This is a genomic window from Marinitoga sp. 1138 (genome assembly GCF_013363265.1).
GTDB lineage: Bacteria > Thermotogota > Thermotogae > Petrotogales > Petrotogaceae > Marinitoga > Marinitoga piezophila.
The window spans coordinates 81,616-107,403 of sequence record NZ_LBFA01000001.1 but is presented as its reverse complement, the minus strand read 5'-3'; the positions used below and the strand labels follow the sequence as shown (position 1 = coordinate 107,403).

Here is a 25,788-nt window from a genome sequence, read left to right as displayed (position 1 = left end):
CTCACCACTCCATTTCTTCTTCTATATAAGTATTTTCTATAATCTCATCTTCAATACCATATCTAATTGCATCAATAGCATGATTATCCTTATCTTCTGGGATAGGTAAGGCTTCACCATTTTTATTTTCTTTCCACTTATGTACTGTAAATTCATTTATTGTATTCTGGCATTTTGGATCTATGATTATTTCTAATTTCTGTAAGAATTTATATCCTGTTTCTAAACTTCCCTTTCCTTTTTTTGCCCCACGTGCATTTACACCGTATTTCCTTAATTCTTGTATAGATTTAGGTTCTGCACTATCACAAGTAACTAATTCACTACCTATTTTTTCTTTGATTAATTTAGCTAATTCCTCATTGTCCAGTCCAGTTGCGTATATTTCATCCAGGATAAACAGCCTATTTCTTTTCCTATCAAAACTCATTCTTACAAATGCAGCTGGATCATTGGCAAATCCAAAGTCAAGCCCATTAATATATCTATCAAAATTATACTTAGAAGTATCTTCCACCTTCCAGTTTCTGAAAATAACATTACCTAATATTCCCCAGTTACCTTCAATATAAACGTCTCTATAATACGGATCAGTTTCGCTCTCTATTCTTTCAATATCATCAGTAGTTAAAAATTTATTGTTTCTATATGTAGTTTTTAATATATACAAATCTCTTCCCTTGTTAATGAATTCTTCTTTGTCATCAACCCAACCTTGGAAAAATTCTTTGTAAATCCAGTGTGTTTGATAAATAGGATTAAACATCAAGGTAATTCTTTTCTTTACATCACTTTTACCCCTTAGCCTCTTTGTTAATTGTTTAAACGCATCGTATCTTATTTCAGTAGCTTCTTCGATAATAATATCTGTAATTACTCCTTTAGCTGGTGTAATTGATTTTAGTTTTTCAACATCATCAAGTCCCGCAAATAAAATTTGATTTCCATTAAATGCTGTAATTGTCATTTCTGATTTATTTATTTTGAAGTAATCTGTTAAGTTAAAATTTGCTATTCCTTTAAGGACTTCATTAAATGTAGAATGTCTGTTTGTTCTTGCAACATTTCTAACAATAAGAAAATTTCTATTTGAGGTTAAAACATCCAATATAGTTCTTTGACCTAAAATAAAATAAGACTTTCCAGAGGAAGCCCCACCAAAATATATTTGTGTCCCATAAGTATTTTTGAGGTTTTTGAAATATACATCATTAAATATCTTTTCAGGATGTTTAATCCTCAGAATCATTTATCTCATTCCCATCTATTACTAATTCAAAATTACCAGTGAATTGATGCTTTTGAATGAATTCATTTTCTTTTTCATAATACAATCTCATTGCTGAAACATCGCCTTTTAAAATCTTTTTTAATAATGCTTTATTGACTAAATTTTTACTGCGTTTAAAAAACTCTTCTGATTGTCTATTAAGTTCTTCAATAAATTCTTCTTTTCTGAGCCATTTGTATAAAGTTGACTCATCAATTTGTAGTAAAGACGCTATATCTCTTTTTGTGTAATCTTTTTCAATATCTATCAACATTTCAATTGCTTTTAATTGTTTTTTTGAAAGCCCTTTTTTCTTGACTTTTCTTGACTTATTTTTTCTCATTTCACATCACCTCTCTCATCTCCTTTTTGAAGTGTAAAAGCAGGGGCGCCCGTCAAACCCCTGCGTCTCGCGACCTCCTCTCTATTCTGGAATTATGCCAGTCAGTATAATACCAACCAGCATAATAATTTAAATTAGTATAATCATGATTAGTATCATAAAAAAATCCGGCATATAAAATGCCGGAAAAGTGCCGGAAGCTGCCGGATTAATGCCGGAGTGCCGGTATATTTATTTCAAGGAGGGAAGAGTTGTCACGATACTCTACAAAAATTCTACAGTTGTCACATGGTCACAAATGTTGTCGAACCTGTCGAAATCTGTCGATGTTTGTCGAAATAAAAAAAGGAACCTTAATAGGCTCCTTCTAAGTATAGTATTCCATTCTACTTAATTATACCATATTTTGTGGCATTTTTCAAGAATTTATAAATATTTTTCTACAAATTCTTCTAAATTTCTTTCTGATAAATCATACCAAAAATGATAAATATCTTCTACTAAGAAAAATAATTGTGCATAAGTTAATTTATTAATTTTTTCTATTAAATCTTTTGGATTATAACTTGGCTGTTCATATCTAACGGTATCTTCAATTTCAGCGATCATAACCTCTTTTCTTATCATTCCAGGTTCAAAAAATGTCCCGTTTAACATAGAAACTAAAAATATAATTTCATCTTTTTCAAAAAATCCTTTTATTTCATCTAAAGTTCTTCTTTTCAAGAAGAGCCAACTTTCTGTTGCTCTTTTGGCTACTCTGTAAGTTGAACCATATTCTCTTTCTAAGGATTCTATAAGTCTTTCATCAGAAAAAGGAATTGTAACTCTTTTCATCTTTTTCCCTCCCATGTTTTTTTTTCAAACAACATATATGCATTATCGAATTTATATTCTGTATCTATTAATTCATAACCAAACTTATTCATTTCATTTTCTGCATAATCTAAATATTCACTTCTATCAAAAACTTTAATGTATAAATTATTTGGTTTCTCTTCTAAGCTAAAAAACTCATCAATTTCAAATACATCATATAACATGCCATTCCCTCCCTTTGTTTTTTTGTTGACATTATAATTATACATCATTTTTGACATCATATCAATTACAATAATATAAACAAAAAGTTAAAAAAAACAATAAAAAAACAGAGGCTTATTCCCAAGCCTCTGAAAATTCTTTATCTTTAAAAAGTGAAGCTAATCCTGTTATTTGTTTTAAACGTATAACTTCATCTAAAGACATTCCTAAATGTTTCATTATCCACCTATCGGAACGACCCATTTCTTTTAATTCTTTCACAATATTACTCATTAAATCAACATCATGTGAGCCTCTTGCTCTGTTATGCCTTATAGTTGATGCCATTCTTTCACTTATATCCTTATCAATCACCGAAACAGGAAGCATTCCATTTTCACGTTCATAAATATCTTTATATTTTAACATTATCGTATATCTATGAAATCCATCGACAATCTCATAAATGTCTTCTTTTTCATTGTAGTAACATACTATAGGCATTGTATAACCATCCTCTTTTATTGATCTATATAACAATTCCATTTCGGGTGGTGCAACTTTATTTGGATTATATTCATTGGCTCTAATTTTTTCTATTGGAACAGGTCTAACATTATAAACAGGAGATACAAATTTTTGTTTTTTATTCATATTTATCCCCCTCTTTTTTTAAACTTTCATATTTTTTCATTAATTCTTGTTGTCTGACTTTCATAGCTTTTGTCATTTGAAAAGATAAAGATTTTCCAACAATATCATTTTTTAAAATTGTTAATGCTAATCTGTGCCATGTACATACATCAGTTTTTGTATCTAATTCTGGGATTTCATCAACGATTCTTTTAAATTTAATTACATATTTATCACCTTTACCTCGTTTACTAAATTTCTTTGTGTTTATTATATATTTTGAATATTTGTTTTCTAAGATTTCTATATATTCATCTGGCATCGGGCTTCCAACTTTCCACCAATATTTTACGAATTTTACAAATTTTTCCATATAAATATCTCGAGTCGACTTCGGTAAGGTATTTAATAAAAATTTTGTAAAACTTTTCCAAGTATGATTTTTAGGTAATTTAAATCTAGAACTCATCATTTTGGAACCATGATAAATATTACCAAAATTAGCACCGGAAACTCTATTTACAACTCTTTTCCATGTTTCTGGTTCTATTACTCGAAAAAGGTTTAAGCCCGCTTTAGCTTCATTACCAAAAGGCTCGTCTACTCTCATTTTATAAATGCTAACTCCTGCTTTATAAAATAAATCATACAGTCGATTGTAGTCTTTATTAAATTTTCCATAGTAAGTCCATATATCTGGTACTGTCCAATCATAAATCGGATAAAAATTCCATGTATTTTCATCTAATTTGGTAGAATATTTTTGATCTTTATAAGTTTCCTTATCTGTCATAATAGCTCTATATCTATTCAAACTTTCAGTTGTTCTAATCCCAATCAAGCTAGCAGTTTTTTTACCTTGACCATACCAGATAGCAAATTTCTGAACGAATGTTTCGAATGGCATATTTCGAAAATAGAAATCAAAAGGATTATTTTCTAAATTTATTACCCACTTATTTTTGGGCATTGGTCTAACCCATATAGGTTCTTTTTCAGGTTCCCACCAAATCCATGTTGGTTCTAAAAAACTTAAAGAATTTGGACTCTCCATAGGTAAACATACCCACATCGGTTCTAAAACATCTTCATTATTTTTAAACATTCTTTCTACATAATCTATTGTTTTTTGATAAAATGCTTCTAAATCGATAAAAATTACACCTATTTTTCTTCTTCTCTTTCGCGCTTCATCAATTGCCATGTTTAATACGACACCTGAATCTTTTCCACCCGAAAAAGATACAATAACTTTTTCAAATTCATCAAATATAAACTCAATTCTTTTTTTAGCTGCAGTATAAACATCTATGCCTAAATAATTTTTATTTGATGGCATTCTTCCACCTCCACAGCAGCATTCCATCCAAATTAGAATTACCTAAAAAATCAAATTCCGGATCAAAAAATGTAGCAAATCTTACTTTATCCCATCCAATTACAGGTGCATAGATATTATATGCTGAATGATACGGCAGATCATTACTAAATATATAAGCCCAAACATCTTTCCAATCCCAATTTTGTAAGGGCCAATATTCTTGAATATTTCCAACTATTCTTTTAGCTTTTATCCTTTCTCTTCTAGAAATCGATTCTTGTTTTCTAAGACCTACGAACACTCCATCATAACCTTGTTTTTCAAATTCTGGCAAAATTTTACCAAAAAAAGTATTATAAAAAACTTTTTCTTTATATCTATAAGCATTTGATGTATCAATTCTAATATTTCTTGCACCAATTTTTTTAGCATTTTCAATTGTTTCATATTCAAATTTTCGAGGTATGTATATTCCATAATCCCAATGCCAAACTAAAATATTAGGATTAAATTTTAAAACTAAATGTAATAAACAAGTTGAATCTTTTCCACCACTAAAAGCAATATACATTTTTTTGCTTTTTTTTAATGCATCATGTATAATTAACTTTGCTTCAGCAACTTTTTTTTGAAAAGATTCTGTCTTTGCCCAAGCTTTAAATGTATTTTTCATTTAATTCACACCTCATTCCAGGAGCAACACATAAAGTTGCGTTGGTTTTATACCAATAAGGTTGTTTATAAGTTATATATGCTGTATCCTCATAATCTTTTAACATCTTAATAGGAATAGTTCTCATAGCCATTCCATTTTTTATAAGTGAATAATCATTATTAATATTTTCTATAATTATATCTCTTATTGCACCAAATCCAATTCTAATATCATTTCCAATACCTATTAAATAATTTTCGAATAAATATTTTATTCTTTTTACATTACCATTACCATAAAAAATAACATGTGTTGCAGGAATATATGGTTCAGCAATTGCAAATGAACGAAAAAAACCGCTTCCAATTCTTAATTTTTTCTTTTTTAAAACATCTGAATATTTATCTTCAAAGCGTTTATAAATTCTAATAAATCTCATTTCAGCTTCTGGTAAAAATATTGCAGCACTCGCGTTATATACCATTCCTGTTTTTTTAAAAGGTAAAGGTCTTTCCAATTCAGGTAAATATTCCATTCTTGAAAATTCAAATAACTTTTGTCCAAATTTATCAATTGCATCTAAATAAGCAACTATACCATCTAAATGTAAAAAAGGAAATGTCAAACAAATTGGGGAACCTAATTTTATTGTTATCTTAAAAGGAGAGTGCATTATAGCACCTCCTCTAATTCCTTTAAAAAAGTTATTATCTTTTCTTTATTTTCTTCTATAAAATCTAGATATAATTTATCTTTAGGAACATTTTCGTATTCAAATTTAACTTTTCCATCACCAGATGCAGATTTTCCTCCAAGATAAGGTAACTCTATCATAAGTTTTATCATTCTACCCAAAGTTGAAATTTGTAATTCAGTTGGAATTTGCAATACTAATCTATGATAAAATGTAGTTCCAGGTATAAAACATTCGTAATCCACTTTCATTTGAATGGCTTGTTGTTCTTTGTTTCGTTCTTCTCGTAAATCATCACGCCTAGTAAAAAAACTTTGATCGGTAAATGTTCTAACTGATATTTCTGTTTGTTTCATGTTTTTATATTTTTCAGGTAGATATTCCTTATACTCCATACAAATTGGAAACATGTGTTCAACAATTAGTATGCCTGGAATTATTTGATTCCCTATAGACGTTCCTAATAACGCAATTGGTGGTAAAAGAGTTCTTATTTTCTTTCGCATTTCAAGATTTATTATACCTGTTTCTTTGTCGCTTGTTTCCAATAATCCACCTGAATATAACACATGATATAATTTTGAATTCTTTATTTCATAATCCAAATGATCTATAAAATCTTTTATTAATAATCTTCTACCTTTTCCTCGAAACGCATTTCCAGAATAATATGGGATTGCTACTTCGCCTAATCCTTCAACATACATCATTATTGTTCTTAAAACAGGAGTAGAACCAGTCTTTTCGTCTCCACCATGAAAAATAGGAGTTAAGGCTTTTATTGTTCCTTCTATAATAAAATTTTTCATTTTCTTCCCTCCTTGATCTCTTTAGCTCTGATTATTGATCTCATGCAAATTGGAATATGTTCCAAATAAATTTTATTTAAAACTTCTCTTTCGTAAGGTCTTAACTCTTCCACAAGTTTTATTATCTCAGGATTTAAAGATTGTAATCCAAAATAATTAGCTAATTTTGATATTGCTTCATATAAATTACTTCGCCTACTAGCAGCCCTAACTCTATGATTGAAAATGTCGTAAGCATTTTTATTAGTTTTTATTTTCCCCCAAGGAATTGAAATATATATCAAAGCTAACATTTCTATTATTTTGTTTTCATATTCTTGCAACATCAACCATCACCATCCATAATGGATTTTGTGAATATTCTTTTGCTTCGAAAAGCTTTTCTTCATAACTTTCTTTTAAAGCTTTCTCCCATGTTTTTGATTTAAAAATTCCTTGATATAATTCTGATTTTACAACTTTTTTCTTTAATAAAAATTTGATCAAATCTAAATATTTTTTTGCTTTATTTTTTTCAAAATAAATTCCATAATTAAAATTTTCGTAAGAAAACATATAAGCGTTTTTATTGTATGCAGGAACATTGAATAAAGATAGCCAAGTTTGTTTTTGCCCTTTTTTAGCAATATGTATAAAAAAAGGTGGTTCAAGTGGATTAAATAAATAATGCTCAGCATCATCATTTTTAAAATAAATAATTTCATTTTGATTAGCAATCCATGATTTCCTCCTAAGCTTTTGTTCTTTGTACGAACTAGCACATGTTTCACAAAAAATTGTTCCAGCATTCAAAAACTCCCAAGCAGTAAAATTCCCTGATACAACTTTATTTATTGAAAACCCTCTTCCTTTATTACCACAAAGAACACATACTCCTTCTCTTTCTCCATGTAGTTTTTCAACATGTTTATTTAATAAAATCCCCAAATTCATTTTCTTCCCTCCTAATTATTATTTAAAATTTTCTTTAACGCTCTTTTTTCAATCCTCCAAACTGTTTTTTTATCAAGTTTCATTTTTTCACCAATTTCAAAATATGAAAGCGTTTTAAACCATTTTTTGTTTCTCTCAAAATCATGATTTATATATCTCCAGAAGATCACTTCTTTTTCATGCGTTGTAAGAATTTTCAACCAATCTTCTACAACTTTTATTATCACTAATGCATCTACAAAATCCTTTGAATATCCATTTTTTAGCATTTCATTAAAATCTTTGACTTTCAAAGCACCAAAACTTTTAATTTTTCCAAATTCATCACTTTTGAATTTTTCTTGAACGTGTATTTCATCATCATAGAAATCGAGATTAACTTGTTTGCCCATAATTTTTTGTAATGCAGGTTTATACTTTTGAAGTATCAAAATTATATCTTCCTCTGTAATTTGAATTTCTTCGAAAATAGAAACGATATCCATTCAATATCACGTCCTTATATCACTTCAGGTTTCTTTTTACCTTCCTTCAAAACTTTTGTATCAGCCTTGAATTCTACATGTATAATTACATCGTGAATATTTGAAAGTTGAACTAAATTATCTAATTCATCTGTGAGTATAGGATTTTTTGAATTTAAGACTTTTAATAGCGATTGAGCTTCTTCTAATTCCTCGATATATATTTGTTTCAAATGTCTTGAATTAAAGAAATTATACTTTTTCATGTTTCTCATCCCTTTCTAAATACAAAGATAAATTTGCTAAATTTGTTTTTGCAAAATTCTCAAGTTTAATCCACTTATACAGTTCTACATGTAATTGCCTTATATGTTCTTCAATATTTTTCTTAGCTTCTTCATTTCTTGCATTTCCAATTGAATTTTCATAATTTTTAATCATGGAAATGCATTTCTCTTTTTTTCTTCGAATATTTTCCAATGCTTCAAGATTATATTCATATTCAAGATGTAACTCTTCATTAATCATTATCCCACCCCATTTTTAAAATCTGTAATAAGATTTAAAACCTTTTTCTCTACCATACTATCTTTGCTTAAATAAATATAAAATTCTGTTAATCCTTGATCAATTCTTAATACACGAGAACCTTTTTGTACCCCTTCATCGATTATTCGCTTTACTAAAGCTATATCTGATACATACCCTTGAATATCAAAAGTATAAGGTTCATCTATGTCAGCGACATTTTTATACAAATAAATGATAAATTGTAAGCCAGTTAATTGCACTTTATTCAACCACCTTATAATAATTCAAAACTTTGAAATAATATTTGTTGTTATTATGTTTTGTTAATTTTAAAAACACATATCCTTCTTCATTCAAATATTTTTGTAACAGAGTTTTGTTATCAATTATCGACTCATGATTAATTTCTTTGATATAATCCACAAAATCGTCCCAGTCTTTTGCTTTAATTTCAAGATTTTCTCCAACTTTAATAAAAGATTTTTTAAGCATTTTATCATTCTCCTTGCATCCATTCTTTTTTATAGAGTACCAAATCAAACTTTGCATAAAATGTTGCTTCTATAATGATTAAATTATCTTTATTCATTCTTTTATCTATTTCAACTATTCTATCTCTCATATCAAATGCATCTCTACTATCTTTAAAAATTCCAAGTATTTCTCCATCTTGAGTACTTAAAACACACATAAAATCACCATGTTGAATCATTATCTCTCCTCCCCTAAATCAGATGTTTTAAGAAGTTTAAATCTTGGTTGTTTCACAATGCAACCACCTTCAACAAATCCAAAAAACTCATCGTAAGGTCTTATCCAAATTTGTCCTGTAATTAAACTCTTGTATATAACCATTCTTTCATCAGTTTTTTCAAGTTTTGCATTATCTGTTATTAATTCATATAAATTTCCTTTGTAATGTTTATACAAAACGTTTTTTCTTGCTAATAAAAACTTCCTTATGTCCTCATCATCATATAATAATGGAGTTTCCTCTATTTGCAAAACGAATTCATCTTCTGGGAATTCGTCTTTTAAACCTTCAATTATTTTTTCTGCTGTTTCTCTATTTTCTGCAACTCCTTCAACAGTCAAATAAGTCAATATTTCTTCCTGCTCTTCATCGTCCCAACCATCACGCAAATAACTTTTAATTAAATAAATTTTTTTCATTGTTTTCCCTCCTACCTTTCCCACCAAATTATTGTTTTTTCTTTTCCTGTGATTTGTGATGTAGTAGAAACATCTATATTACGATCATTTTCAAATACAATTCCTTCTAAACTGTCAATCAAAACTTTCAATAAATTATTAGGATCGGGATGTTTTCTATTCTTAAAATGAAATTCAAAATTAATTCTATAAAACTTATTGTCATAAGGAAGTGGTGTAAATTTATATTTTCTTCTTGCTTTTTTTGCAATCCAAGATACGTATTCTTTAAAATTCTTTGCTTTCTCAGTCATATACATTCCGTAATTTCTACCTCTTTTTCGGTAGCTATGATTTACGCTTGGTGGCAAACAATCTAATTCAATTTTCAACTTCATCCATTTCCATCTCCATACGATTCTTTCTATAGTTTCTTTTTACTTTAAGAAGTTTAGCGAATAATTCAGCATTTTTCTTCTGTAAATCAGCATTTTCTTTTACTATACTGCTAATTCTTTCGTGTAAAGAATCATTTTCTGATGCTAATCTTCGATTTTCAATTCTTAGCCTTGAAATTTCAGTATATAAATCTGTACTTTGAGATGAAGTTAAAATTCCAATTATTATAAATCCAACAAATACTCCAACAAAAGAACCTATGAAAAACAAAGTCATTTTCGCACCCCCATATAATTTGCTGCAGTAAACATCAATTTATCTATCCGATCTTTTCTTATTACTCTATACACTTGTTTTCCCCTATATAATCTAAGAACATAAAAATAACCATCTTTAGATATTTCAATCTTAGTAAATTTTTCAGGTAATTTTTCTAAAATCTGTTCATACTGCCGTTCAAAATTTATTTGCCCAATCATTATCTCACCCCCGTAGATCCGAATCCTTTCGTTCCTCTTTCGGTATCTTCTTCAGCCTTGCCGAGCAAGATTTCAGCGTGTAATAATACAGGAACAATTAATATTTGTGCAATTCTATCTCCGGCATTGATTTTTAATGTTTCTTCTCCTAAATTCAGCATTATTACTCGTACTTCTCCACGATATTCACTATCAATCACTCCACCAGTAACAACAATTCCTTTAGCAGCAAATGATGATCTTTCTTTTATAATTCCAACATGTTTATAAGGTATTTTCATTGTTAATCCTGTAGGAATAATTGCTCTTTGCATAGGTTTAATTTCTATATCAATTTTTGAACGAATATCATATCCAGCATCAGTCCAATGTTTTTTAAAGGGCTTTACCATATTGTTTTCATAATAAAGGCTAAACACAAATCATCCCTCCTCATCTACTGGAAAAAATTGTGGAAAGTCATCATCTTTTATTTCCGGAATATCTCCAAAAGGTTCATCAATATTATTTTCAACCTCGTTAATATCTTTAAGGTATTTTTCCTGATACTCATCAGCGGGATCTTTCTTTTTCTCCAAAAATACAATATTGCTACTAACGACATAAGCTTTATTATGCCATTGTCCATTCTCATCCTGCCAATTATCTATTTGCAATCTACCTTCAACCATTATCTGCATTCCTTTTCGTAAATATTGCTCTACAAACTCAGCACTTTTACCAAATGAAGTTACAGGTATAAAATCCGTTTTATTTTCTTGATTTTCTTTTTTGAAATTTCTATCAACCGCTAAAGTAAAATTTGAAACCTTTATATCTGTCGTTGTTAATCTTATTTCTGGATTTTTAGTAAGTCGCCCGATCAAAATTATCTTATTAAAACCTGCCATAATTTCACCTCGCTAATGCAAGATCGAAGAAATGTGAATACTTTCCAAAGAACCCTAATTCAACTATTCCAGTTCTTCCATTTCGATTTTTCCCAACAATTACTTCCATTTTTTCGGCTTTGTCAGTTTCTTCCTCATAATTTCCTTTTTTATATTTCCAGTAATATGCTGGACGATATAAAAAGAGAATTATGTCCGCATCTTGTTCAATAGCTCCTGAATCTCTTAAATCTGCCATTAATGGTCGTTTGTTTTCTCTATGTTCCACCTGACGTGATAATTGAGATAATAAAAATATCGGTATTTTAAGCTCAACAGCAAGAAGCTTCAACTGTCGTGTAATCATTCCTAACTCCTTAACAAGATCCGTCGATTTGGCCATAAGTTGTAGATAATCCAAGAATAAAGCTTTTATCTTATACTCTCGTTTTAACTTTCTGGCAAGTGATTTTACACTTTCTATTGTCAAATGAGTTGTATCCCCGAGAAGAATAGGTGTTTTCTCATATTCCTTTAATACACCTTTTATAATCTCTTGCTCCTTGTGATTTAAAAATTTATTCTCAATTTTTTGGTAGTCGATATGTGTAAATGAAGCTATTATTTTATCTCTCAAGTTTTTTTGCCCCATTTCTAAAGAAAAGAATGCAGAAGGATACCCATTTTTAGCCATGTTAGTTGCAATGTTTAAAGCGAATGTTGTTTTCCCCATTGAAGGACGACCTGCTATTATAATTAATTGCTCTGGTTTAAATCCACCTATAAACTTATCTAAATCTGTTAATCCTGAAGGAATTCCATTTATTTTTCCTTGTAATGTCAATTCTCTTACTTGTTCTAATTCTTCCCAAAAAGTTGAAATACTTTCATTAAAAGTTTTAAAAGGACGTTCAGTGATAATATCAATTCCCAATATTTTCTGTTCAACATATCCTAAAACCTCGTAAATATTTCTATCTTCCAAGGTTTCATTAATTTGTTTCGTTAATTCTTTTAATTGTCTTTTTATGCTTTCTTCTTTAAGTTTTTTTACGGCACTTTCAAAATTAAATATAGCAGGAACACTATCTATTAGCTCATCTAAACTTTCCGGCTTTATTTTTAAATCATGAGATACCGTAAAAATATCAATTGGTTCATTGTTATCAAGTTTATTTTTAAGGTATTCAAAAATCAAACCTAAATGCTGATTTGAAAAGTCTTTTTTGTTTATAGTAGCTACATCAATGGAATCATCAAGAAACATATATCCAACCAACCAACGTTCTAAATCTTCAACTCGCATTTTCCCACTCCTTGAATTTATTATCTAAATACATAACTAATTCATCATCACTCCATTTAACCTTTATAAACAAAGCTCTAAAAGTATAATATTTTGCTATTATTTTTCTTTTTAGTCCTTCAGCCTTTTTTCCATAACTGTTTGAATACGCAAAGAAAAGTTCTATAAGATCATCAAAAACTTTGTTAATATCAATCATGTTTTAAACCCCTCCGGAAAAGTTATGTAAAAATCTTCTTCTTTTTTCGTTTCTGTTCTATTTTTGTATTTTCCCTCAATTACCTTGGCGAAATTATTCGGTCGCATTAGCCATTCAAGATCAGCAATAAATGGATTCCTATTCCCATAATTAGCACGTCCTGTTAAAAAATCACTTTCCTCAACACTCTTAAAATAGTTTTCCCAAAATTTTAAATCAGGATGTTCTTTCCAACGTGCTCTAATATATTTCTTTCTTGTTTCATTCAAAACTCTAACTTTTGGTAGTGAGGGACAATAAGTGTGATAGAGTTCAATAATTTTCTGATAAGGAGTCTGCGGTGGTCCTTCAACTTGTTGAGGGACTATATATTCTCTTTTATTTTCTTTATTCTCTTCTCTATATTCTATATTCTTATAACGTGTCTCAGAAACCGTCTCAGGAAGTGTAACAGAAACCGTCTCAGAAACCGTTGCATTTTCCGTCTCATATTGAGACACTTTATTAACCGTCTCACTTTCTATATCAATATGAGACACTTTTTTGAATTCATCGCCAAGGAAATAAGTAGCATACTTTTTCTTACCTTTTCCACTAACAAAATCAATCAACCCATATTGTTTTAATCTGTTTCTTGCTCTATATACTTCAGCTCGTGACATGCCAGCTAATAATTCCAGCTTGGGAGTCCCGATTGAGATCTTGGATTCCAAGAGGTTGTTATTCTCTCCCCTTGTCCTGTTAATTTCGGCCAAAATGGCAAAGAATAAAGCAACCTCAGAATCGCTAAGTTCCCAATTCAGACGGTCTCGCCAAAACCGGCTAAACACTGTGGCAATTTGCATGTATTTCACCTCTTTAGTTCAGATAACAACATTTGTTATAAAAAAGGGGCGGGGGAGGCCCCAAAAGTATCAATCAAATACTTTTTTTACCAAATCAGTTTTTTCTAAATTATTTTGAAGATCAAATAATGTTGTAGCAGGTTCAGAATTTTTTTCATTTTCTGATTGTTCTTCCGGAAGAGCTGTAACTACATCATCGTTATTTGTATCTGTATCTTTATTTGTTTCCTCTTTTACAGTTGGTATGTTGGGTATTTCCGGTATAGAAGGTATAGAAGTTTCTTCATTTTCAATATATGCCTCTTCATACATTGCCCCAATGGGATAAAGTCTTCTTAATGCACGTCTTAAAGCTTTTGTTCTGCTACGTTCTTCTGGATCATCCATCTTATTTCCAGTTGCTTTTACTGTTGCATATCCTTTTTGGGTTTTTCCGTCATTTGTTATTACAGTACATATAGTTTTAAATAATCCAGGCTTAATTTCGGAAGTTTCGTAATCAATAGTTTTTATATTACCTTTTGTTTGTGCATAATATAAAAAGCCTTCAGCAGTTATATAAATCTTTTTAGCAATAGGAATTGTATGCAATAAAGGTTTTAACCCATATTCAATTTCATAACGAGCCATTTCTAATAAAATCATTTTTACTTCATTTAAAGAGGTATGTGCATCTTGTTGTTTCATTATTTTTGTAATATTGTCAAAAATACCGAATCTAAAATACTCAAATAATTTTTGAATTACCAAGCCTTCATAAACGTTTAATTCAACCTCACCATATTCAGTCTGTTTTTTCATTTTCTTTTTAGCTTCTTCTAGGGCTTTAAAATCTATTGAATATCCTGTATTTTTACTAAATTCTTCTATTGAATCTATTTCCCATAAATTCTTTTTTTCAATAGTAGCCATTTATTTCACCTCCTCTAAAACAAAATTCTTTCTTTTTGAAATAGTGAAATAGTCTTTTAATACACCTTCTATTATCAAAGGTTCTAGTTTCTTGTTATCAAGGTCAAAATAAGTTAAAGGATCCAAATTATTTTTTTCTGCAAATTCCCATACAAACTTTTTTAACTCTTCTTTTTTTACGCCTCTTTTTTTGGTAATTGTTTCGGAGTAAGATATTTTATAAACTTTATTTTCATCAACTTTAATATATCCTTCCGGCTTTGACTTAATATATTCTTTTAAAGCTTTTTCTCTATTTTTAGCTAATTCTTTTAAAACAATAACTTCTTTATAAATTTTTGCCGCTTCTTCGTCAGATAAAATGGTAGGAATGTCTTTAGCTTCAATTTGCTTTACTAATGGACACATACTTACATATGAACAGAAAGCGCAATGTTTTCCGGGTTTAGGTTCGAATTTAGAATCTGTTTCTATTGAATTGATCAACTTGTATAATTTATTAACAGTTATTTCTAAATCTTCAGAAGTTATATCAAAAACTAAAATGTCATTTGAATTAAGCATTATATATCCTACACGGGTAACTGGTCGTTTAAGAGCTATACTTATTGCCCAAGCGTATAAAAAAACTTGAAATTTCGTTGGAGTACTGTGACCAGTTTTCCAATCCCAAACTTCTAAAGTTTTTCCATCTTGGGTAGTAATCAAATCAGCTACACCTCTCAACCATACATCATCTGAAAAGAAATCTGTCATCTCACCTTTTTTAGTTATTCCAAATTTAGTTTCAATACCTAAAATTTTTCCAAGATTTTTACTATGTTTGACAGCTCTTTCAACCATATTTTCAGCATCTTTTATATCGTCAAATGCTATTTCAGATAATATTTCTTTATACTCCTTTCCTCTCAATGCATTTGCTATAGCTTCATGAATCTTAATTCCCTTAAATCCCTCATCTCCCATTAATTCTGGAAGCTTATCAATATATTTAAATTGAAATCTTTTTGGACATCTTTCATACTCTGTTAATCTACTCATTGAATAAGGTGCTAATTTATTCATTTCATTTCCTCCTCTTCAAATTTTAAAAAAATATGATATAATAATATTGGCAGAAATATGGAATTTTTCCCTATCTTCCGCGCTCACACTGTCCCAGCGGTGTGGGCGTTTTTTATCGGAAGTTTCATTAACCTTGCTTGTTCTTCATTGTACCTTCTTATACCTGCTCTAATTAACCACTTATGGTATGGTCCTTTAGTATCATAAATCTGAAGATATCCATTAGACTTCCTGTTCTCAGTTTTGATTTGAATGGATCTAAATTGAACCTTTATAATGATTTCATCCTGTTTGCTATCTATAAACTTTAATATTGCTAAAACTTTTTGTACTACATTAATAATTTGATACTTGCTATATTTCTCATGATTTTTTGCAATATCATTTAACATTTCAAATGCTTCATCTTCTTTTTCTTCCAAATCATTGTATTTTTGAAGATCAAATAATATAAAATCACTGTTGGCAATACTGTTGCTGTTTTCTTGTATCAGATAAGCAACTGGAACTCTCGGAATTGCTACTTTTCTTAATTTCCCCATTTTTTCCCTCCTTTCTTTTCGAATATCTCTCAACAATTTCTGGATGTTCTAATAGGTATAAAATACCATTAATTACCGCTGCTTCCTTATCTGTTAATCTAAATTCCATTAAATCACCTCCGTTTTGAAAATTTTGAATTTTGTATTAAAATGTTAATGATAATCTTTTATAAAGGGGGATGATGTTATGTCAGAAAAATATGTTTTAGTAATTCCAAATGGTAAAGTAGATCAAAAATTGATAAATGATTTGAAAAAATTTGGATTGTACCAAGGTTTAATTGCAGAGGCATCTAAAACTATAACTTATGATGAAGAATTTGAAACTACAGCTTTAGAAATTATCTCCAGAAATCAAAATATCTTTTCTATTTTGGTAAATATGATAGATGGTATTTTAATTAATGAATTTGTTAATAGAGAGCATGAAAATCTTATATTCGAATTAATAGAAAAAATTAAAGAAAGAGATAAAATTGAATTATTTATTAAATTACTTGAAGAAAAATTTGCTGGAACACAATTCATAGCGATTGTTGCTGATGAAAACAATGTTCATATTCTTTAATCTCCTACCTTAAAACCTTTGATTGCAATGTAATGTATTAAATCACCAAAATTTTTAACTATCCTTCTATCATCATCGGTATCAATATTTACTGTAATTTCTAAAGAACTCAATTCTTTGTATTTCATATATGCTTTAAGTGCTTCCATAAATTCGGACAATTTCTCTATTGGAATTGTCCATTTTTGTGTTTTCATTTTGTAACACCTCCCATCGATTAATCTTTTGCTTTTACTATTTCGTTCCACCATGCATATAAATTTGAAAAAGTTAAAAACTCACTTTTCTTAGCAATAGCTTTTATTTTTAATTCATAAATAGAAGAAGCTTCTAAAATTTCATCAACACTTATTCCATCATTTTTTAAAGATAGTCTATAATCATCTAAATATCTTCCAACAATATAAGCGTTTGCATCTACAAGTTCATGAAATTTTTCATCTTCAATAACCTTTTTACACAATTTTTTAAATTCTTCAGGATAAACATTCACTCTTCCACCTCCTATTCACTTTCCAAAGAGCCTGCATCACACTACCTTCTTTCTGCTACACTTAAATCGAAGAGTTCTTCTACTGTTGTTCCTAATATTCTTGCTATTTTTATTGCTTTGTCGAGTGGGGGTTTGCTCATTTCATTTTCCCAAGAAGTTACAGTTGTTCTTGCAACATTTATTTTTTTAGCTAATTCCTCTTGGGTCATGTTATTTTTTAGTCTTAATTCTCTTAATTTTGACATTTTTTTCAACCTCCTTTCTTTTGTGACGAATTTCTTGACATTTATATTATACGACAATAATATCGTCATGTCAATTACAAAATAATTTCATTTGTATTAAGAGTTTATTATTATGTCAATGTTGAAAATCTTGACATTTTGGTATATAATATCAATTGAATAAATAAAAAGGTGATTATTATGGACTCAAAATTCAGTCAAAGAATTAAAGATTTAAGAGAAAGAAAAGGCTTAAAACAGATGGATTTAGCTAATATGTTGAACGTTGGACGTTCAACTGTTTCGTCATGGGAATTAGGTAAGAGCGAACCGAATTTAGAAATAATCAAACAACTTTCTGAAATTTTTGATGTTTCAGTAGACTTTCTTTTGGGAATAGATAATAAAATTAAAAACATCGAAGACAACAAACTCAGCTTAAAGCAAATTCCTGTATATGGCTATGTTGCAGCAAATAGTCAGCATGGTGAAGTTGCATATGAAGAATTACTCGATTTTATCGTTATCCCTGAAGGAATGCGAGGAGATTTTGGTTTAATAATCAAAGGAGACTCCATGGAACCTCGTCTTAAAGACGGAGATATTGCCGTAGTTTTAAAACAACCTATTCTTGAAAATGGCGAAATCGGAGTGATTATTATTAATGGAAATGAAGGCGTAGTAAAAAAATATTATCAATCTGAAAATGCTATAACATTAATTAGTTTAAATGAAAATCATCCGCCAATAGTAATCCCAAAAAGAAATTGGGACGACATAATTATTGTCGGTAAAGTAGTAGGAAAATATGAAAGATGGGAATAATTTAACATAAAATATAAAACTATTTATTATAATTAACAGTCTAAATAAGCGTAAAATAACCCTGAGGGGGTGATAAAATGGTATATTTTGCCCTAAAATTTAAAAATTCGAAAAACGGTGCAATCGTATATAAAAAAGATGGATTATATTATATTAGAATTACAAATACTACTATTATGGTGTATGGAAAAACTCTTGATGAAGCTATTGATGAACTCGATAAAGCTTTATCTGGAATTTTTGACTTAGGTGATAAAAATAAAATAAAAACTTTTATAAGAAAAGATACTTTACTTGAAAAAATCGAGTTTATTTATGGATTGCTTATTTCTCATTTAATCAATAAAATTCCAAAACAAAACAGTAATAAGATAAATAATATTGGAAATCATATGGGTGTTTTACATGCCTAAGAAGTATCCTCAATTGTCTCTTCGTGAATTTGAAGAAATATTAAGAACTTTTGAAGTTATCGAAGAAAGAACGAACGGTGGCCACAGGATATTAACGATAAAAATCAAAGAAAAAGAAGTTGGTATAGTATATCAAACTCATATAGATCCGGTGCCATTGCTTATTATAAAAAATACAATTAAGAATTTGGGAATTACAAGAGATGAATTTTATTCACGAACAAAAACCGGTGCAAAGAAAATAGGTAAAAAGAAACGTAAATTCTGGTTATTTTTATTTTCTGATATATGGAGTTGATTATTATGTTTAATAAAAATAATACTTATAAATTTAATAATATTGAAAATTGAGCGAGACCTCGAGGGTCTCGCTTTTTTAATTAATCAAACGCTTGATATATTAATTCTAGATTAAGGAGGGGTATTATGTTAAAGTGGATTGGATGGATTATACTTATTATATTTATTATTATTACTTTGAACATGCCTATAATTTTTTCAGGAATAGGTATTCTAGGAATACTTGTTGGGGCTATATTGATTTTTTTAGGTTCAAGGATGTCTGAAAACTCAAGGTTGAAAAAAATTAGAAAACTACGATACAAAGCCGAAAAATTACGATTAAAAGGGATGGAAGAAAAAGCTAGAAAAATTGAAATTAAAATAAAAAAATACGAATAGGAGGAGATAAGTATATGAAAAGATATGTATTTTTAATAGTTATTATTATGTTTATTTTTTTATTTGTTGGTTGTGGAGCAAACCAAAATAATGTAGACTATGAAAGTTATTATTATGACGATAAAGAATATGATGAAAGTTTAAATACAAAAAAAGAAGAACCAGCAACTGAAGAATTCGGAAAAGAAGAAACTCTTACAACCACAAATGAGTCTACCGAAGCTACCCAAAATAACGAATATAGCAAAGCTGAAATAATTGAATATGATTTTGATTCTTTACATAATAAAATTATTAGTTTTTATGAAAAAAATTATTATGAGAACATAAATATTTATAATTTTGTTGAACTTGAACGTAATTTAATTTCAGATTTTTTCCCAATTATTATTCAAGCTAATTTAGAAAGCACTATTTCCGATGATTTTTTTTATAATCTATATAAAAAATTAGGTAATAAAATTTCTTCTATGTCATTAACAACAATGAGTGCGTTTTCAGAAATTAAAGAAGGAAAAACTTTGAATAATGCTTCTGCTGTTCAAATAATATTTAAAATCCCTAGTGATATTTTAAAAGATAATTACTCAATAAAATTAATAGCTTATTATGCTACAAAAGAACTAATGAATTATGATTTTCACTATGTATTAATGGGATTTAAAGAAGATGATTTGTCTGGTTTATCAAAAATGTTTTCAACAGATAATCAGCAGCAACAAGAACAATCTAAACTTCTAGCAATAAAATTATATAATTTAACCCAAAATTTTTCGGAAAAAGAATGGTATGAAAATGTTACATTCTATTTTGAAGATCCTAATGCAAAAAGAGTAGTAGATTTTAACAAACTTTTGAGATTGATTAATTATATGGATTCTTTTGAAAAAAATAACGACTATTATAGTGCCTTAAACTTTGGATGGCTATTATATGACGTTTTTGATCGACCAGATATGTCTTTATTCTTATATACTATGCTTTTAAAAGATTCATATATTACTAATATTCCTATAAAAAATAGGATATCATATTACAATAATTTAAGTGTTTTTTTTAGAAAATTAGGTAATTTAGAACTATCTGAAGAATGTGTTAATGCGGGATATTATATTATAAAAAAATATCCGGAAATAGAAGATAACATTAAAAGTTATATATACTGGAATAAAGCATATATAGAACTAAAAAAAGGGAATAAGGAAGAAGCTTTAAAATATATTGATTTATGTATTGCAGTTAATCCTGAAGAACAATGGAGTGATATTCAAGTTGATGATGATTTTAAAGAATTACAAAATGATCCTAGGTTTATAAAAATAATAAATAAATATAGAAAGTAATCATAATATTTGTTTTATATTATTTATTTAACCAAACTCGAGGAGTACGAGAATAATTGAGTTGGAGGGATTAGGATGGGTATGGGTATTCTTTTTAGATTAGATCCAAATTATAGCTTATTTAGAGAATATATTAATAGTATTTTAAAAAATCTGGGTAATATTTCAAAAAAAAATGTAAAAGTCTATTTTGGAACTGGATATATTCAATATAATAAATATTATGATATTTTATCAGATGGTTTAGAAGATGCTATTAATATTGCTATACAAACGAATAAAAATATTAAGTTTATTTTTGTTTCAGATACAACAGACAAAGACTGGAAACAATGCTACAAAAATTTTGAAAATGCAATTAGAAAACAATTCTCTAATTTCAGTAATAATTTTAATTTTTATACTACAAATAGTCAAAAAAATATGAAATGGCATGCAAAAATATTTCTGGTTACAATTTGTAATACTCCCCAAATTGCTTTAATTGGTAGTTCAAATTTAACAAGACCTGCTTATTCTTATAGAGGTAATAATGAAAATAGTATAAAATACAATATAGAAACAGATACTATTATATGGAGAAATGAAAAACAGTTGAATTTTGTTATGTATAATATACGCGACGAAATAGAGAAAAAAATAGAGAAAATTCCACCAATAATTTTTGGCGTTGATAAAAATTCGGAATATACTGTTGGTACAGCTTTAAAAGATTTAAAAAATGAAATAGATAAGGCTATTAAAAATGGAAAATTGACAGATTTAAATTAAAGGAGGAATAACAACATGGCACCTAAATCAGCTTTAGATTGGGACATTAAAGAACATACCTTGATTAAAGAAGCTATATTGGGAAAATATTTACATATATGGTTTACTGCCCTATCAAAAAATTATCCTTCAATATTTTATATTGATGGTTTTGCAGGTTCTGGTATATTACAGGATACCTCAGGTAACATTAAAGAAGGGTCACCATTAATTGCATTAGAAGAAACTTTTTTTGCTTTTGAAAAACATAATAATACAAATTTTTACTTGTTTTTTATAGAAAAAAATAAAGAATCATCAAATATACTTCAAAATACTTTAGAGCAAAAATTTAATTCTTTAAAAGAAAAGTATAATTTTGAAGAGATGAATGAAAAAATAAAATTTAAAGTGCGAAATATCGAATTTGATAGTTTAGTAAAAAGTTTAAAAGTTTTCTTAGAACAACTCCCACAAAATGAATTGAAAAATTTACCTTTATTTGTTTTTATTGATCCCTTTGGACTTAATATTAAATTTGAATGGATAGAATTTTTTTTAAAAAACTTCAAATCAGAAATTTTTATAAATTTTATATCAAGCGGCATTATAAGAAATAAAAAGAAATTATCTTCTGAAAAAATCAAAGAAATTTTTGGTGAATATATTGATTTAAATCAAATAAATGATTATGCATTAGAATTTAAAAATCAAATAAAAAAGAAATTTCCTGATAGCAAAGTTTTGATTTTTCCTATAAAAAATTCTAAAAATTCAACAGTATACAAGCTAATTCATATCTCAAAGCACCATAAAGCTGTGGAGAAAATGAAAGAAATTATGTTTAATGAAAGTATTTTTTCTAACTCTTTTGGTTTTTCAGTAAATAAGCAATCTTACAAAGAACAATTTTTTTTATTTGATATAGGAGAAGAGGTATTTGAAAATGCCATTAAAGAAAAATATCCTTTAAATGAAAAAATAATTGTTGAGAACATTTATAATAGTTTTACTCGCTCTGATGAATTTATTTGGCCTAAGAAAAAAATAAGAGAATATCTTTTAAGTCTTGAAAAAAAAGGTAAAATAAGATATATTAAAGATTTAGATGAGAAAAAGAAACGACGAAAAAACACATTGCCAGATTCTTCAATAATTGAAATAATAAAATAAACGTCTTCCTAAACAGGAAGACGTTCTATTTTTGTATTAATTTTTGGCATATCATCCCATGTTCTGCCATCAAGGATCCTTCCGTTTTTCTTTTTGTTAAATCCTCCCCATTGTTTAAAGAAGAAATGAATGTCTTGTTCTAAACACATATTTCTAATATTTCTTACCCAATTAGGTTCTATTGGTCTTGCTCCTGGGCCACTTTCTCCGCCGACTACAACCCAATCAATTCCATCAAAATCAATATAAGGCATGTCACTTAAAAGAGGTTCCATTGAAACAAATTTTATTTTTGCTGGAATTTTTTTCAAGTGATCTAATCTATATAAATATTTCTCATGCTCTACTGTTACTCCTGCCCATATATTATCTGTCCATTTAACTTTTTTAGAAATTTCTAATAGTCTTTCACTTCTTTTAGTTAAAACTTGAAAAGTATGCCAATATGCGTTATTCATCACTTCAAAAACTTTTTCAATAAAATCATCTGGAACATCCTTATGAAATAGGTCCCCCATCGAAACTACAAAAATAATTTGCGGTTTTTTCCAATTCAATGGTTCATTTAAACTTTTAGGATGTATAGTAACTTTAAATCCATTTTCGTATTTTTTTAATCCCATATTTTTTAATCTTTTAGCTAATCTTTCAGCATAACAATTTTGGCATCCTAAGCTTTCTTTAGTACATCCAGTTACAGGATTCCAGGAAGATTCTGTCCACTCTATTTTTGATTTAAATGCCATAATAATCCCTCCTTAATAATATTTTATCATAAATATTTCAAAAAGTTAATTTCTAATGTGACGCTATCATTAATTTTTTGTTTTGTTTTATTTACTAAAATGTAGTATAATATATGTAGTAAATTGATAACTTATGTTAAATCGTTTAAGTATTAATATTTTGCATCACCGTATTAGAAAAAAGATAAAATCTCAATGAGGTGATGCAAATGATTATAGTTCGTGTGCTTGTTTCCGAAGAAGATTTGGATCTTTTGAAAGAATTTGGATTTATGTTTTGGGATGAAAGAAAACTTTCTCAAGAAGAGCTTTATGTATTTTACAAATTTCTTCTGTCTTTACAAAAGGTTAGCAAGGAGGGAAGTGAGGAGTTATGAAAAGAGCTGCTGCTTATGCAAGGTTTTCAAGTGAAAATCAGACTGATGATTCCATAGAAGCACAATTAAGAGCAATAACAGAATATGCTGAAAAGAATGGGTATAAAATTGTAGAAAAATATATCGATAGAGCAAGATCAGCAAAATCCGATGATAGGCCAGAATTTCAAAGAATGGTAAAAGATGCAAAATCTAAAAAATTTGACGCTGTAATTATTCATAAAATTGATAGATTCGCACGAAATATAAAAGACGCTGCATGGTATAAAGCTGAGTTAAATCAATATGGTGTGGATCTTCTTTCTGTGTCTGAAGATTTAACAGGTGCATCTGGTGATCTTATTTTTAATATTATGGCCAGTGTAGCTGATTGGTATTTGAAAAATCTTAAGAATGAAATAAACACCAAAGTAAGAATTACTGCAGAAAAAGCTTATTTTTTGGGTGGAATTCCACCATATGGATATGATGTAGAAGAGACTTATGAAGAAATAACTTTTGGAGATAGAGTGAAGAAAATACCAAGGAAAAAATATGTTATAAACGAACGAGAAGCGGAAGTTGTAAAGCTGATGTTTGAATTGGCTGCAAAAGGATATTCCAGCATTAAAATAGAAGAGTATTTGAATAAAAATGGTTACACCAATAGAAGAGGGAATAAATGGAGTTATAGTACAATTTATGACATACTAAGAAATCCCAAATATAAGGGGACTTATGTATGGGCACGTGGAAATCACAGGACATCTCATATTAAAAGAGATGATGCTGTAGTAGTAAATAATGCAATACCTGCAATTATTTCTGAAGAACTTTGGAATAAAGCTCATGCTGAAATGAAGAAGAAAAGAAAAATAAGAAAAAGTAAACATAAATATTTGTTAAAAGGACTTATATACTGTGGTGTATGCGGAGCTCACATGACTCCTTACGGTGGAACATATCCAAGATATGTTTGTTCTGAATGGCAAAAAGCTAAAAATAATAGAGAAAAAGGAGATCATTTTACTTCAATTTCAAAACAAAAAGTAGAAAATTTTGTAATAGACTTTCTTTTAAATGATGTTTTTGGTATTTTAAATTCTGAAGAATTATTGGAAAGAATAAAAGCTATGATGCAACTAAAAGAACAAAAACATAAAGACGAAATTCTAGAGGAAAAGAAAAAAATAAATGTTTTAAAAGAAAAGAAAAAACGATTAGAAGAAAGTTTTATTGATGCAGTTGAAAACGGCGTAAATCCGGAAAGTATTAAAAGTAGAATTAAAAAATTAGATGATGAGATAAAATCTTTAAAGTTAAGAATTAAAAGGTATAATGAAGAAGTTATAGAGATAGACGATATAACTATTAAGAACATGGTTGATACAGCTATAAGTATTCTTAATAGTGATGATCAAGTTTTGTTGGAAGATTTTTTACATCAAGTAATTGATAGAATTGAGATTCGCCCGTCGGGGCGCTCAAATAAAAACTATGTAGCAATAAAACTCAGAGGTCTAAGTAAGTATATTAGTAAATTACAAAATATTTGACATAATATTTTTAATCCTTCGCTTTGAAAAAACTTACATGAGATTATATAATGGAAGCACTCCGTTGCCTCCAAAAAACTCCCGACTTATGTCGGGAGTTTTTATTTTTGTATTAAAAAAAGTCTTGACATTTGACTTTATTTATGTTAAAATCGTAAAAAATTACAGAGGTGATTTTATGAAAAATTTTTCAACATTTGAATTTTTATATAAAGT

Annotated in this window: 43 protein-coding genes; 10 read left to right on the top strand and 33 right to left on the bottom strand. The window is 28.4% G+C overall.

Annotation, left to right across the window (positions count from 1 at the left end):
* Position 1: 1 nt before the first annotated feature.
* The 29 genes from XO11_RS00640 to XO11_RS00500 all read right to left on the bottom strand — a co-directional run bounded on the left by XO11_RS00640 (position 2) and on the right by XO11_RS00500 (position 16,444).
* On the bottom strand, positions 2–1,249 hold the full coding sequence (locus XO11_RS00640; protein ID WP_175417988.1) for a PBSX family phage terminase large subunit: 1,248 nt from the start codon (positions 1,247–1,249) through the stop codon (positions 2–4).
* Positions 1,233–1,613 (bottom strand): phBC6A51 family helix-turn-helix protein, encoded by a 381-nt coding sequence (locus XO11_RS00635; RefSeq protein WP_014295841.1) that lies wholly within the window; start codon positions 1,611–1,613, stop codon positions 1,233–1,235. The genes XO11_RS00640 and XO11_RS00635 overlap by 17 nt, the downstream gene beginning before the upstream one ends.
* 426 nt (positions 1,614–2,039) lie before the next feature.
* Positions 2,040–2,450: a hypothetical protein gene (locus XO11_RS00630; protein WP_175417987.1), complete on the bottom strand. Its 411-nt coding sequence runs from the start codon at positions 2,448–2,450 to the stop codon at positions 2,040–2,042.
* Positions 2,447–2,656 (bottom strand): hypothetical protein, encoded by a 210-nt coding sequence (locus XO11_RS00625; RefSeq protein ID WP_175417986.1) that lies wholly within the window; start codon positions 2,654–2,656, stop codon positions 2,447–2,449. Before XO11_RS00625 ends, XO11_RS00630 begins: the two co-directional genes overlap by 4 nt.
* Positions 2,657–2,771: 115 nt before the next feature.
* The gene (locus tag XO11_RS00620; protein WP_175417985.1) at positions 2,772–3,290 is read right to left on the bottom strand and encodes a ParB/RepB/Spo0J family partition protein; all 519 of its coding nucleotides are present in this window, start codon (positions 3,288–3,290) and stop codon (positions 2,772–2,774) included.
* Positions 3,283–4,635 (bottom strand): DUF3440 domain-containing protein, encoded by a 1,353-nt coding sequence (locus XO11_RS00615; protein WP_217671571.1) that lies wholly within the window; start codon positions 4,633–4,635, stop codon positions 3,283–3,285. The genes XO11_RS00620 and XO11_RS00615 overlap by 8 nt, the downstream gene beginning before the upstream one ends.
* Positions 4,595–5,263, bottom strand: coding sequence for a phosphoadenosine phosphosulfate reductase family protein (locus XO11_RS00610; RefSeq protein ID WP_175417983.1), 669 nt, complete (start codon positions 5,261–5,263; stop codon positions 4,595–4,597). Before XO11_RS00610 ends, XO11_RS00615 begins: the two co-directional genes overlap by 41 nt.
* Positions 5,247–5,918 (bottom strand): hypothetical protein, encoded by a 672-nt coding sequence (locus XO11_RS00605; RefSeq protein WP_175417982.1) that lies wholly within the window; start codon positions 5,916–5,918, stop codon positions 5,247–5,249. The genes XO11_RS00610 and XO11_RS00605 overlap by 17 nt, the downstream gene beginning before the upstream one ends.
* Entirely contained in the window at positions 5,918–6,748 is an 831-nt protein-coding gene (locus XO11_RS00600; protein WP_175417981.1) for a hypothetical protein, read from the bottom strand. The genes XO11_RS00605 and XO11_RS00600 overlap by 1 nt, the downstream gene beginning before the upstream one ends.
* Positions 6,745–7,074, bottom strand: a complete 330-nt coding sequence (locus tag XO11_RS00595) for a hypothetical protein (RefSeq protein ID WP_175417980.1) — start codon at positions 7,072–7,074, stop codon at positions 6,745–6,747. Before XO11_RS00595 ends, XO11_RS00600 begins: the two co-directional genes overlap by 4 nt.
* Complete coding sequence (locus XO11_RS00590) at positions 7,058–7,681, bottom strand: hypothetical protein (protein ID WP_175417979.1); 624 nt, start codon at positions 7,679–7,681, stop codon at positions 7,058–7,060. Before XO11_RS00590 ends, XO11_RS00595 begins: the two co-directional genes overlap by 17 nt.
* 11 nt (positions 7,682–7,692) lie before the next feature.
* Positions 7,693–8,166 (bottom strand): sigma factor-like helix-turn-helix DNA-binding protein, encoded by a 474-nt coding sequence (locus XO11_RS00585; protein WP_175417978.1) that lies wholly within the window; start codon positions 8,164–8,166, stop codon positions 7,693–7,695.
* A 14-nt stretch (positions 8,167–8,180) separates the two neighbouring features.
* Entirely contained in the window at positions 8,181–8,411 is a 231-nt protein-coding gene (locus XO11_RS00580) for a hypothetical protein (protein WP_175417977.1), read from the bottom strand.
* On the bottom strand, positions 8,398–8,673 hold the full coding sequence (locus XO11_RS00575) for a hypothetical protein (protein ID WP_175417976.1): 276 nt from the start codon (positions 8,671–8,673) through the stop codon (positions 8,398–8,400). Before XO11_RS00575 ends, XO11_RS00580 begins: the two co-directional genes overlap by 14 nt.
* The gene (locus XO11_RS00570) at positions 8,673–8,936 is read right to left on the bottom strand and encodes a hypothetical protein (protein WP_175417975.1); all 264 of its coding nucleotides are present in this window, start codon (positions 8,934–8,936) and stop codon (positions 8,673–8,675) included. The genes XO11_RS00575 and XO11_RS00570 overlap by 1 nt, the downstream gene beginning before the upstream one ends.
* A 1-nt stretch (position 8,937) precedes the next feature.
* Entirely contained in the window at positions 8,938–9,168 is a 231-nt protein-coding gene (locus tag XO11_RS00565) for a hypothetical protein (RefSeq protein ID WP_175417974.1), read from the bottom strand.
* 4 nt (positions 9,169–9,172) lie between these two features.
* Positions 9,173–9,388, bottom strand: coding sequence for a hypothetical protein (locus tag XO11_RS00560; RefSeq protein ID WP_175417973.1), 216 nt, complete (start codon positions 9,386–9,388; stop codon positions 9,173–9,175).
* Positions 9,388–9,849, bottom strand: a complete 462-nt coding sequence (locus XO11_RS00555; protein WP_175417972.1) for a DUF1653 domain-containing protein — start codon at positions 9,847–9,849, stop codon at positions 9,388–9,390. Before XO11_RS00555 ends, XO11_RS00560 begins: the two co-directional genes overlap by 1 nt.
* A gap of 11 nt (positions 9,850–9,860) precedes the next feature.
* On the bottom strand, positions 9,861–10,226 hold the full coding sequence (locus XO11_RS00550) for a RusA family crossover junction endodeoxyribonuclease (RefSeq protein WP_175417971.1): 366 nt from the start codon (positions 10,224–10,226) through the stop codon (positions 9,861–9,863).
* Positions 10,210–10,503: a hypothetical protein gene (locus tag XO11_RS00545; RefSeq protein ID WP_175417970.1), complete on the bottom strand. Its 294-nt coding sequence runs from the start codon at positions 10,501–10,503 to the stop codon at positions 10,210–10,212. Before XO11_RS00545 ends, XO11_RS00550 begins: the two co-directional genes overlap by 17 nt.
* Positions 10,500–10,706 (bottom strand): hypothetical protein, encoded by a 207-nt coding sequence (locus tag XO11_RS00540; RefSeq protein WP_175417969.1) that lies wholly within the window; start codon positions 10,704–10,706, stop codon positions 10,500–10,502. Before XO11_RS00540 ends, XO11_RS00545 begins: the two co-directional genes overlap by 4 nt.
* Positions 10,706–11,125, bottom strand: a complete 420-nt coding sequence (gene dut / locus XO11_RS00535) for a dUTP diphosphatase (RefSeq protein ID WP_175417968.1) — start codon at positions 11,123–11,125, stop codon at positions 10,706–10,708. The genes XO11_RS00540 and dut overlap by 1 nt, the downstream gene beginning before the upstream one ends.
* 3 nt (positions 11,126–11,128) lie before the next feature.
* A complete protein-coding gene (locus tag XO11_RS00530) occupies positions 11,129–11,596 on the bottom strand; it encodes a single-stranded DNA-binding protein (protein ID WP_175417967.1) in 468 nt (155 codons plus the stop codon).
* Positions 11,597–11,600: 4 nt separating this feature from the next.
* Positions 11,601–12,881: a replicative DNA helicase gene (locus XO11_RS00525; RefSeq protein ID WP_175417966.1), complete on the bottom strand. Its 1,281-nt coding sequence runs from the start codon at positions 12,879–12,881 to the stop codon at positions 11,601–11,603.
* Entirely contained in the window at positions 12,871–13,080 is a 210-nt protein-coding gene (locus tag XO11_RS00520) for a hypothetical protein (protein ID WP_175417965.1), read from the bottom strand. Before XO11_RS00520 ends, XO11_RS00525 begins: the two co-directional genes overlap by 11 nt.
* A complete protein-coding gene (locus XO11_RS00515; protein WP_175417964.1) occupies positions 13,077–13,925 on the bottom strand; it encodes a hypothetical protein in 849 nt (282 codons plus the stop codon). Before XO11_RS00515 ends, XO11_RS00520 begins: the two co-directional genes overlap by 4 nt.
* Before the next feature lie 69 nt (positions 13,926–13,994).
* Entirely contained in the window at positions 13,995–14,837 is an 843-nt protein-coding gene (locus XO11_RS00510; RefSeq protein ID WP_175417963.1) for a hypothetical protein, read from the bottom strand.
* Positions 14,838–15,902 carry a PD-(D/E)XK nuclease family protein gene (locus XO11_RS00505; protein ID WP_075780061.1) on the bottom strand — a complete coding sequence of 355 codons (1,065 nt, stop codon included), beginning with the start codon at positions 15,900–15,902 and terminating at the stop codon, positions 14,838–14,840.
* Between the two features lie 83 nt (positions 15,903–15,985).
* On the bottom strand, positions 15,986–16,444 hold the full coding sequence (locus XO11_RS00500; RefSeq protein WP_175417962.1) for a hypothetical protein: 459 nt from the start codon (positions 16,442–16,444) through the stop codon (positions 15,986–15,988).
* Between the two features lie 187 nt (positions 16,445–16,631).
* On the opposite strand from XO11_RS00500, the gene XO11_RS00495 reads away from it, so the two are divergent.
* Positions 16,632–17,012, top strand: coding sequence for a hypothetical protein (locus XO11_RS00495; RefSeq protein ID WP_175417961.1), 381 nt, complete (start codon positions 16,632–16,634; stop codon positions 17,010–17,012).
* On the opposite strand, the gene XO11_RS00490 is transcribed toward XO11_RS00495, so the two are convergent.
* From XO11_RS00490 to XO11_RS00480, 3 genes are read right to left on the bottom strand one after another with little or no spacing between them, the layout of a single operon-like run.
* Complete coding sequence (locus tag XO11_RS00490) at positions 17,009–17,209, bottom strand: hypothetical protein (RefSeq protein ID WP_175417960.1); 201 nt, start codon at positions 17,207–17,209, stop codon at positions 17,009–17,011. The two genes, XO11_RS00495 and XO11_RS00490, sit on opposite strands and share 4 nt — an antisense overlap.
* A gap of 20 nt (positions 17,210–17,229) precedes the next feature.
* Positions 17,230–17,505, bottom strand: a complete 276-nt coding sequence (locus XO11_RS00485) for a hypothetical protein (protein ID WP_175417959.1) — start codon at positions 17,503–17,505, stop codon at positions 17,230–17,232.
* A 41-nt stretch (positions 17,506–17,546) separates the two neighbouring features.
* Entirely contained in the window at positions 17,547–17,750 is a 204-nt protein-coding gene (locus XO11_RS00480) for a helix-turn-helix transcriptional regulator (RefSeq protein ID WP_175417958.1), read from the bottom strand.
* Between the two features lie 180 nt (positions 17,751–17,930).
* Between XO11_RS00480 and XO11_RS00475 the strand changes: the two genes are divergently transcribed.
* The 7 genes from XO11_RS00475 to tcmP all read left to right on the top strand — a co-directional run bounded on the left by XO11_RS00475 (position 17,931) and on the right by tcmP (position 22,914).
* Positions 17,931–18,554 (top strand): LexA family transcriptional regulator, encoded by a 624-nt coding sequence (locus XO11_RS00475; protein WP_175417957.1) that lies wholly within the window; start codon positions 17,931–17,933, stop codon positions 18,552–18,554.
* A gap of 77 nt (positions 18,555–18,631) precedes the next feature.
* Complete coding sequence (locus tag XO11_RS00470; protein WP_175417956.1) at positions 18,632–18,967, top strand: hypothetical protein; 336 nt, start codon at positions 18,632–18,634, stop codon at positions 18,965–18,967.
* A complete protein-coding gene (locus XO11_RS00465; RefSeq protein ID WP_175417955.1) occupies positions 18,960–19,265 on the top strand; it encodes a hypothetical protein in 306 nt (101 codons plus the stop codon). The genes XO11_RS00470 and XO11_RS00465 overlap by 8 nt, the downstream gene beginning before the upstream one ends.
* A gap of 128 nt (positions 19,266–19,393) precedes the next feature.
* Complete coding sequence (locus tag XO11_RS00460) at positions 19,394–19,648, top strand: hypothetical protein (protein WP_175417954.1); 255 nt, start codon at positions 19,394–19,396, stop codon at positions 19,646–19,648.
* A 14-nt stretch (positions 19,649–19,662) separates the two neighbouring features.
* Positions 19,663–20,991, top strand: a complete 1,329-nt coding sequence (locus XO11_RS00455) for a type IV pilus biogenesis/stability protein PilW (protein ID WP_175417953.1) — start codon at positions 19,663–19,665, stop codon at positions 20,989–20,991.
* Between the two features lie 75 nt (positions 20,992–21,066).
* Positions 21,067–21,762 (top strand): hypothetical protein, encoded by a 696-nt coding sequence (locus tag XO11_RS00450; RefSeq protein ID WP_175417952.1) that lies wholly within the window; start codon positions 21,067–21,069, stop codon positions 21,760–21,762.
* Between the two features lie 15 nt (positions 21,763–21,777).
* Positions 21,778–22,914, top strand: a complete 1,137-nt coding sequence (gene tcmP / locus XO11_RS00445; protein WP_175417951.1) for a three-Cys-motif partner protein TcmP — start codon at positions 21,778–21,780, stop codon at positions 22,912–22,914.
* A gap of 8 nt (positions 22,915–22,922) precedes the next feature.
* On the opposite strand, the gene XO11_RS00440 is transcribed toward tcmP, so the two are convergent.
* Positions 22,923–23,660, bottom strand: a complete 738-nt coding sequence (locus XO11_RS00440; protein ID WP_175417950.1) for a DUF5131 family protein — start codon at positions 23,658–23,660, stop codon at positions 22,923–22,925.
* 209 nt (positions 23,661–23,869) lie between these two features.
* Between XO11_RS00440 and XO11_RS00435 the strand changes: the two genes are divergently transcribed.
* Together XO11_RS00435 and XO11_RS00430 are read left to right on the top strand one after the other, a co-directional pair.
* Positions 23,870–24,037 carry a hypothetical protein gene (locus XO11_RS00435; protein WP_175417949.1) on the top strand — a complete coding sequence of 56 codons (168 nt, stop codon included), beginning with the start codon at positions 23,870–23,872 and terminating at the stop codon, positions 24,035–24,037.
* Entirely contained in the window at positions 24,034–25,572 is a 1,539-nt protein-coding gene (locus tag XO11_RS00430; protein ID WP_175417948.1) for a recombinase family protein, read from the top strand. Before XO11_RS00435 ends, XO11_RS00430 begins: the two co-directional genes overlap by 4 nt.
* The last annotated feature ends 216 nt before the right edge of the window (positions 25,573–25,788 follow it).

What these genes read in the sequence shown, in the direction of transcription:
- XO11_RS00630 (WP_175417987.1), bottom strand. Translation starts at nt 2,450, where the DNA reads ATGAAAAGAGTTACAATTCCTTTTTCTGATGAAAGACTTATAGAATCC.
- XO11_RS00560 (WP_175417973.1), bottom strand. Translation starts at nt 9,388, where the DNA reads ATGATTCAACATGGTGATTTTATGTGTGTTTTAAGTACTCAAGATGGA.
- XO11_RS00540 (WP_175417969.1), bottom strand. Translation starts at nt 10,706, where the DNA reads ATGATTGGGCAAATAAATTTTGAACGGCAGTATGAACAGATTTTAGAA.
- XO11_RS00550 (WP_175417971.1), bottom strand. Translation starts at nt 10,226, where the DNA reads ATGAAGTTGAAAATTGAATTAGATTGTTTGCCACCAAGCGTAAATCAT.
- XO11_RS00640 (WP_175417988.1), bottom strand. Translation starts at nt 1,249, where the DNA reads ATGATTCTGAGGATTAAACATCCTGAAAAGATATTTAATGATGTATAT.
- XO11_RS00490 (WP_175417960.1), bottom strand. Translation starts at nt 17,209, where the DNA reads ATGAAAACACAAAAATGGACAATTCCAATAGAGAAATTGTCCGAATTT.
- XO11_RS00620 (WP_175417985.1), bottom strand. Translation starts at nt 3,290, where the DNA reads ATGAATAAAAAACAAAAATTTGTATCTCCTGTTTATAATGTTAGACCT.
- XO11_RS00450 (WP_175417952.1), top strand. Translation starts at nt 21,067, where the DNA reads ATGGGTATGGGTATTCTTTTTAGATTAGATCCAAATTATAGCTTATTT.
- XO11_RS00595 (WP_175417980.1), bottom strand. Translation starts at nt 7,074, where the DNA reads ATGTTGCAAGAATATGAAAACAAAATAATAGAAATGTTAGCTTTGATA.
- XO11_RS00515 (WP_175417964.1), bottom strand. Translation starts at nt 13,925, where the DNA reads ATGCAAATTGCCACAGTGTTTAGCCGGTTTTGGCGAGACCGTCTGAAT.
- XO11_RS00480 (WP_175417958.1), bottom strand. Translation starts at nt 17,750, where the DNA reads ATGTCAAAATTAAGAGAATTAAGACTAAAAAATAACATGACCCAAGAG.
- XO11_RS00625 (WP_175417986.1), bottom strand. Translation starts at nt 2,656, where the DNA reads ATGTTATATGATGTATTTGAAATTGATGAGTTTTTTAGCTTAGAAGAG.
- XO11_RS00505 (WP_075780061.1), bottom strand. Translation starts at nt 15,902, where the DNA reads ATGAATAAATTAGCACCTTATTCAATGAGTAGATTAACAGAGTATGAA.
- XO11_RS00615 (WP_217671571.1), bottom strand. Translation starts at nt 4,635, where the DNA reads ATGGAATGCTGCTGTGGAGGTGGAAGAATGCCATCAAATAAAAATTAT.
- XO11_RS00440 (WP_175417950.1), bottom strand. Translation starts at nt 23,660, where the DNA reads ATGGCATTTAAATCAAAAATAGAGTGGACAGAATCTTCCTGGAATCCT.
- XO11_RS00455 (WP_175417953.1), top strand. Translation starts at nt 19,663, where the DNA reads ATGAAAAGATATGTATTTTTAATAGTTATTATTATGTTTATTTTTTTA.
- XO11_RS00575 (WP_175417976.1), bottom strand. Translation starts at nt 8,673, where the DNA reads ATGATTAATGAAGAGTTACATCTTGAATATGAATATAATCTTGAAGCA.
- XO11_RS00555 (WP_175417972.1), bottom strand. Translation starts at nt 9,849, where the DNA reads ATGAAAAAAATTTATTTAATTAAAAGTTATTTGCGTGATGGTTGGGAC.
- XO11_RS00590 (WP_175417979.1), bottom strand. Translation starts at nt 7,681, where the DNA reads ATGAATTTGGGGATTTTATTAAATAAACATGTTGAAAAACTACATGGA.
- tcmP (WP_175417951.1), top strand. Translation starts at nt 21,778, where the DNA reads ATGGCACCTAAATCAGCTTTAGATTGGGACATTAAAGAACATACCTTG.
- XO11_RS00545 (WP_175417970.1), bottom strand. Translation starts at nt 10,503, where the DNA reads ATGACTTTGTTTTTCATAGGTTCTTTTGTTGGAGTATTTGTTGGATTT.
- XO11_RS00465 (WP_175417955.1), top strand. Translation starts at nt 18,960, where the DNA reads ATGCCTAAGAAGTATCCTCAATTGTCTCTTCGTGAATTTGAAGAAATA.
- XO11_RS00500 (WP_175417962.1), bottom strand. Translation starts at nt 16,444, where the DNA reads ATGGGGAAATTAAGAAAAGTAGCAATTCCGAGAGTTCCAGTTGCTTAT.
- XO11_RS00605 (WP_175417982.1), bottom strand. Translation starts at nt 5,918, where the DNA reads ATGCACTCTCCTTTTAAGATAACAATAAAATTAGGTTCCCCAATTTGT.
- XO11_RS00580 (WP_175417977.1), bottom strand. Translation starts at nt 8,411, where the DNA reads ATGAAAAAGTATAATTTCTTTAATTCAAGACATTTGAAACAAATATAT.
- XO11_RS00530 (WP_175417967.1), bottom strand. Translation starts at nt 11,596, where the DNA reads ATGGCAGGTTTTAATAAGATAATTTTGATCGGGCGACTTACTAAAAAT.
- XO11_RS00435 (WP_175417949.1), top strand. Translation starts at nt 23,870, where the DNA reads ATGATTATAGTTCGTGTGCTTGTTTCCGAAGAAGATTTGGATCTTTTG.
- XO11_RS00600 (WP_175417981.1), bottom strand. Translation starts at nt 6,748, where the DNA reads ATGAAAAATTTTATTATAGAAGGAACAATAAAAGCCTTAACTCCTATT.
- XO11_RS00635 (WP_014295841.1), bottom strand. Translation starts at nt 1,613, where the DNA reads ATGAGAAAAAATAAGTCAAGAAAAGTCAAGAAAAAAGGGCTTTCAAAA.
- XO11_RS00495 (WP_175417961.1), top strand. Translation starts at nt 16,632, where the DNA reads ATGTCAGAAAAATATGTTTTAGTAATTCCAAATGGTAAAGTAGATCAA.
- XO11_RS00430 (WP_175417948.1), top strand. Translation starts at nt 24,034, where the DNA reads ATGAAAAGAGCTGCTGCTTATGCAAGGTTTTCAAGTGAAAATCAGACT.
- XO11_RS00585 (WP_175417978.1), bottom strand. Translation starts at nt 8,166, where the DNA reads ATGGATATCGTTTCTATTTTCGAAGAAATTCAAATTACAGAGGAAGAT.
- XO11_RS00610 (WP_175417983.1), bottom strand. Translation starts at nt 5,263, where the DNA reads ATGAAAAATACATTTAAAGCTTGGGCAAAGACAGAATCTTTTCAAAAA.
- XO11_RS00525 (WP_175417966.1), bottom strand. Translation starts at nt 12,881, where the DNA reads ATGCGAGTTGAAGATTTAGAACGTTGGTTGGTTGGATATATGTTTCTT.
- XO11_RS00470 (WP_175417956.1), top strand. Translation starts at nt 18,632, where the DNA reads ATGGTATATTTTGCCCTAAAATTTAAAAATTCGAAAAACGGTGCAATC.
- XO11_RS00475 (WP_175417957.1), top strand. Translation starts at nt 17,931, where the DNA reads ATGGACTCAAAATTCAGTCAAAGAATTAAAGATTTAAGAGAAAGAAAA.
- XO11_RS00460 (WP_175417954.1), top strand. Translation starts at nt 19,394, where the DNA reads ATGTTAAAGTGGATTGGATGGATTATACTTATTATATTTATTATTATT.
- XO11_RS00510 (WP_175417963.1), bottom strand. Translation starts at nt 14,837, where the DNA reads ATGGCTACTATTGAAAAAAAGAATTTATGGGAAATAGATTCAATAGAA.
- XO11_RS00565 (WP_175417974.1), bottom strand. Translation starts at nt 9,168, where the DNA reads ATGCTTAAAAAATCTTTTATTAAAGTTGGAGAAAATCTTGAAATTAAA.
- XO11_RS00520 (WP_175417965.1), bottom strand. Translation starts at nt 13,080, where the DNA reads ATGATTGATATTAACAAAGTTTTTGATGATCTTATAGAACTTTTCTTT.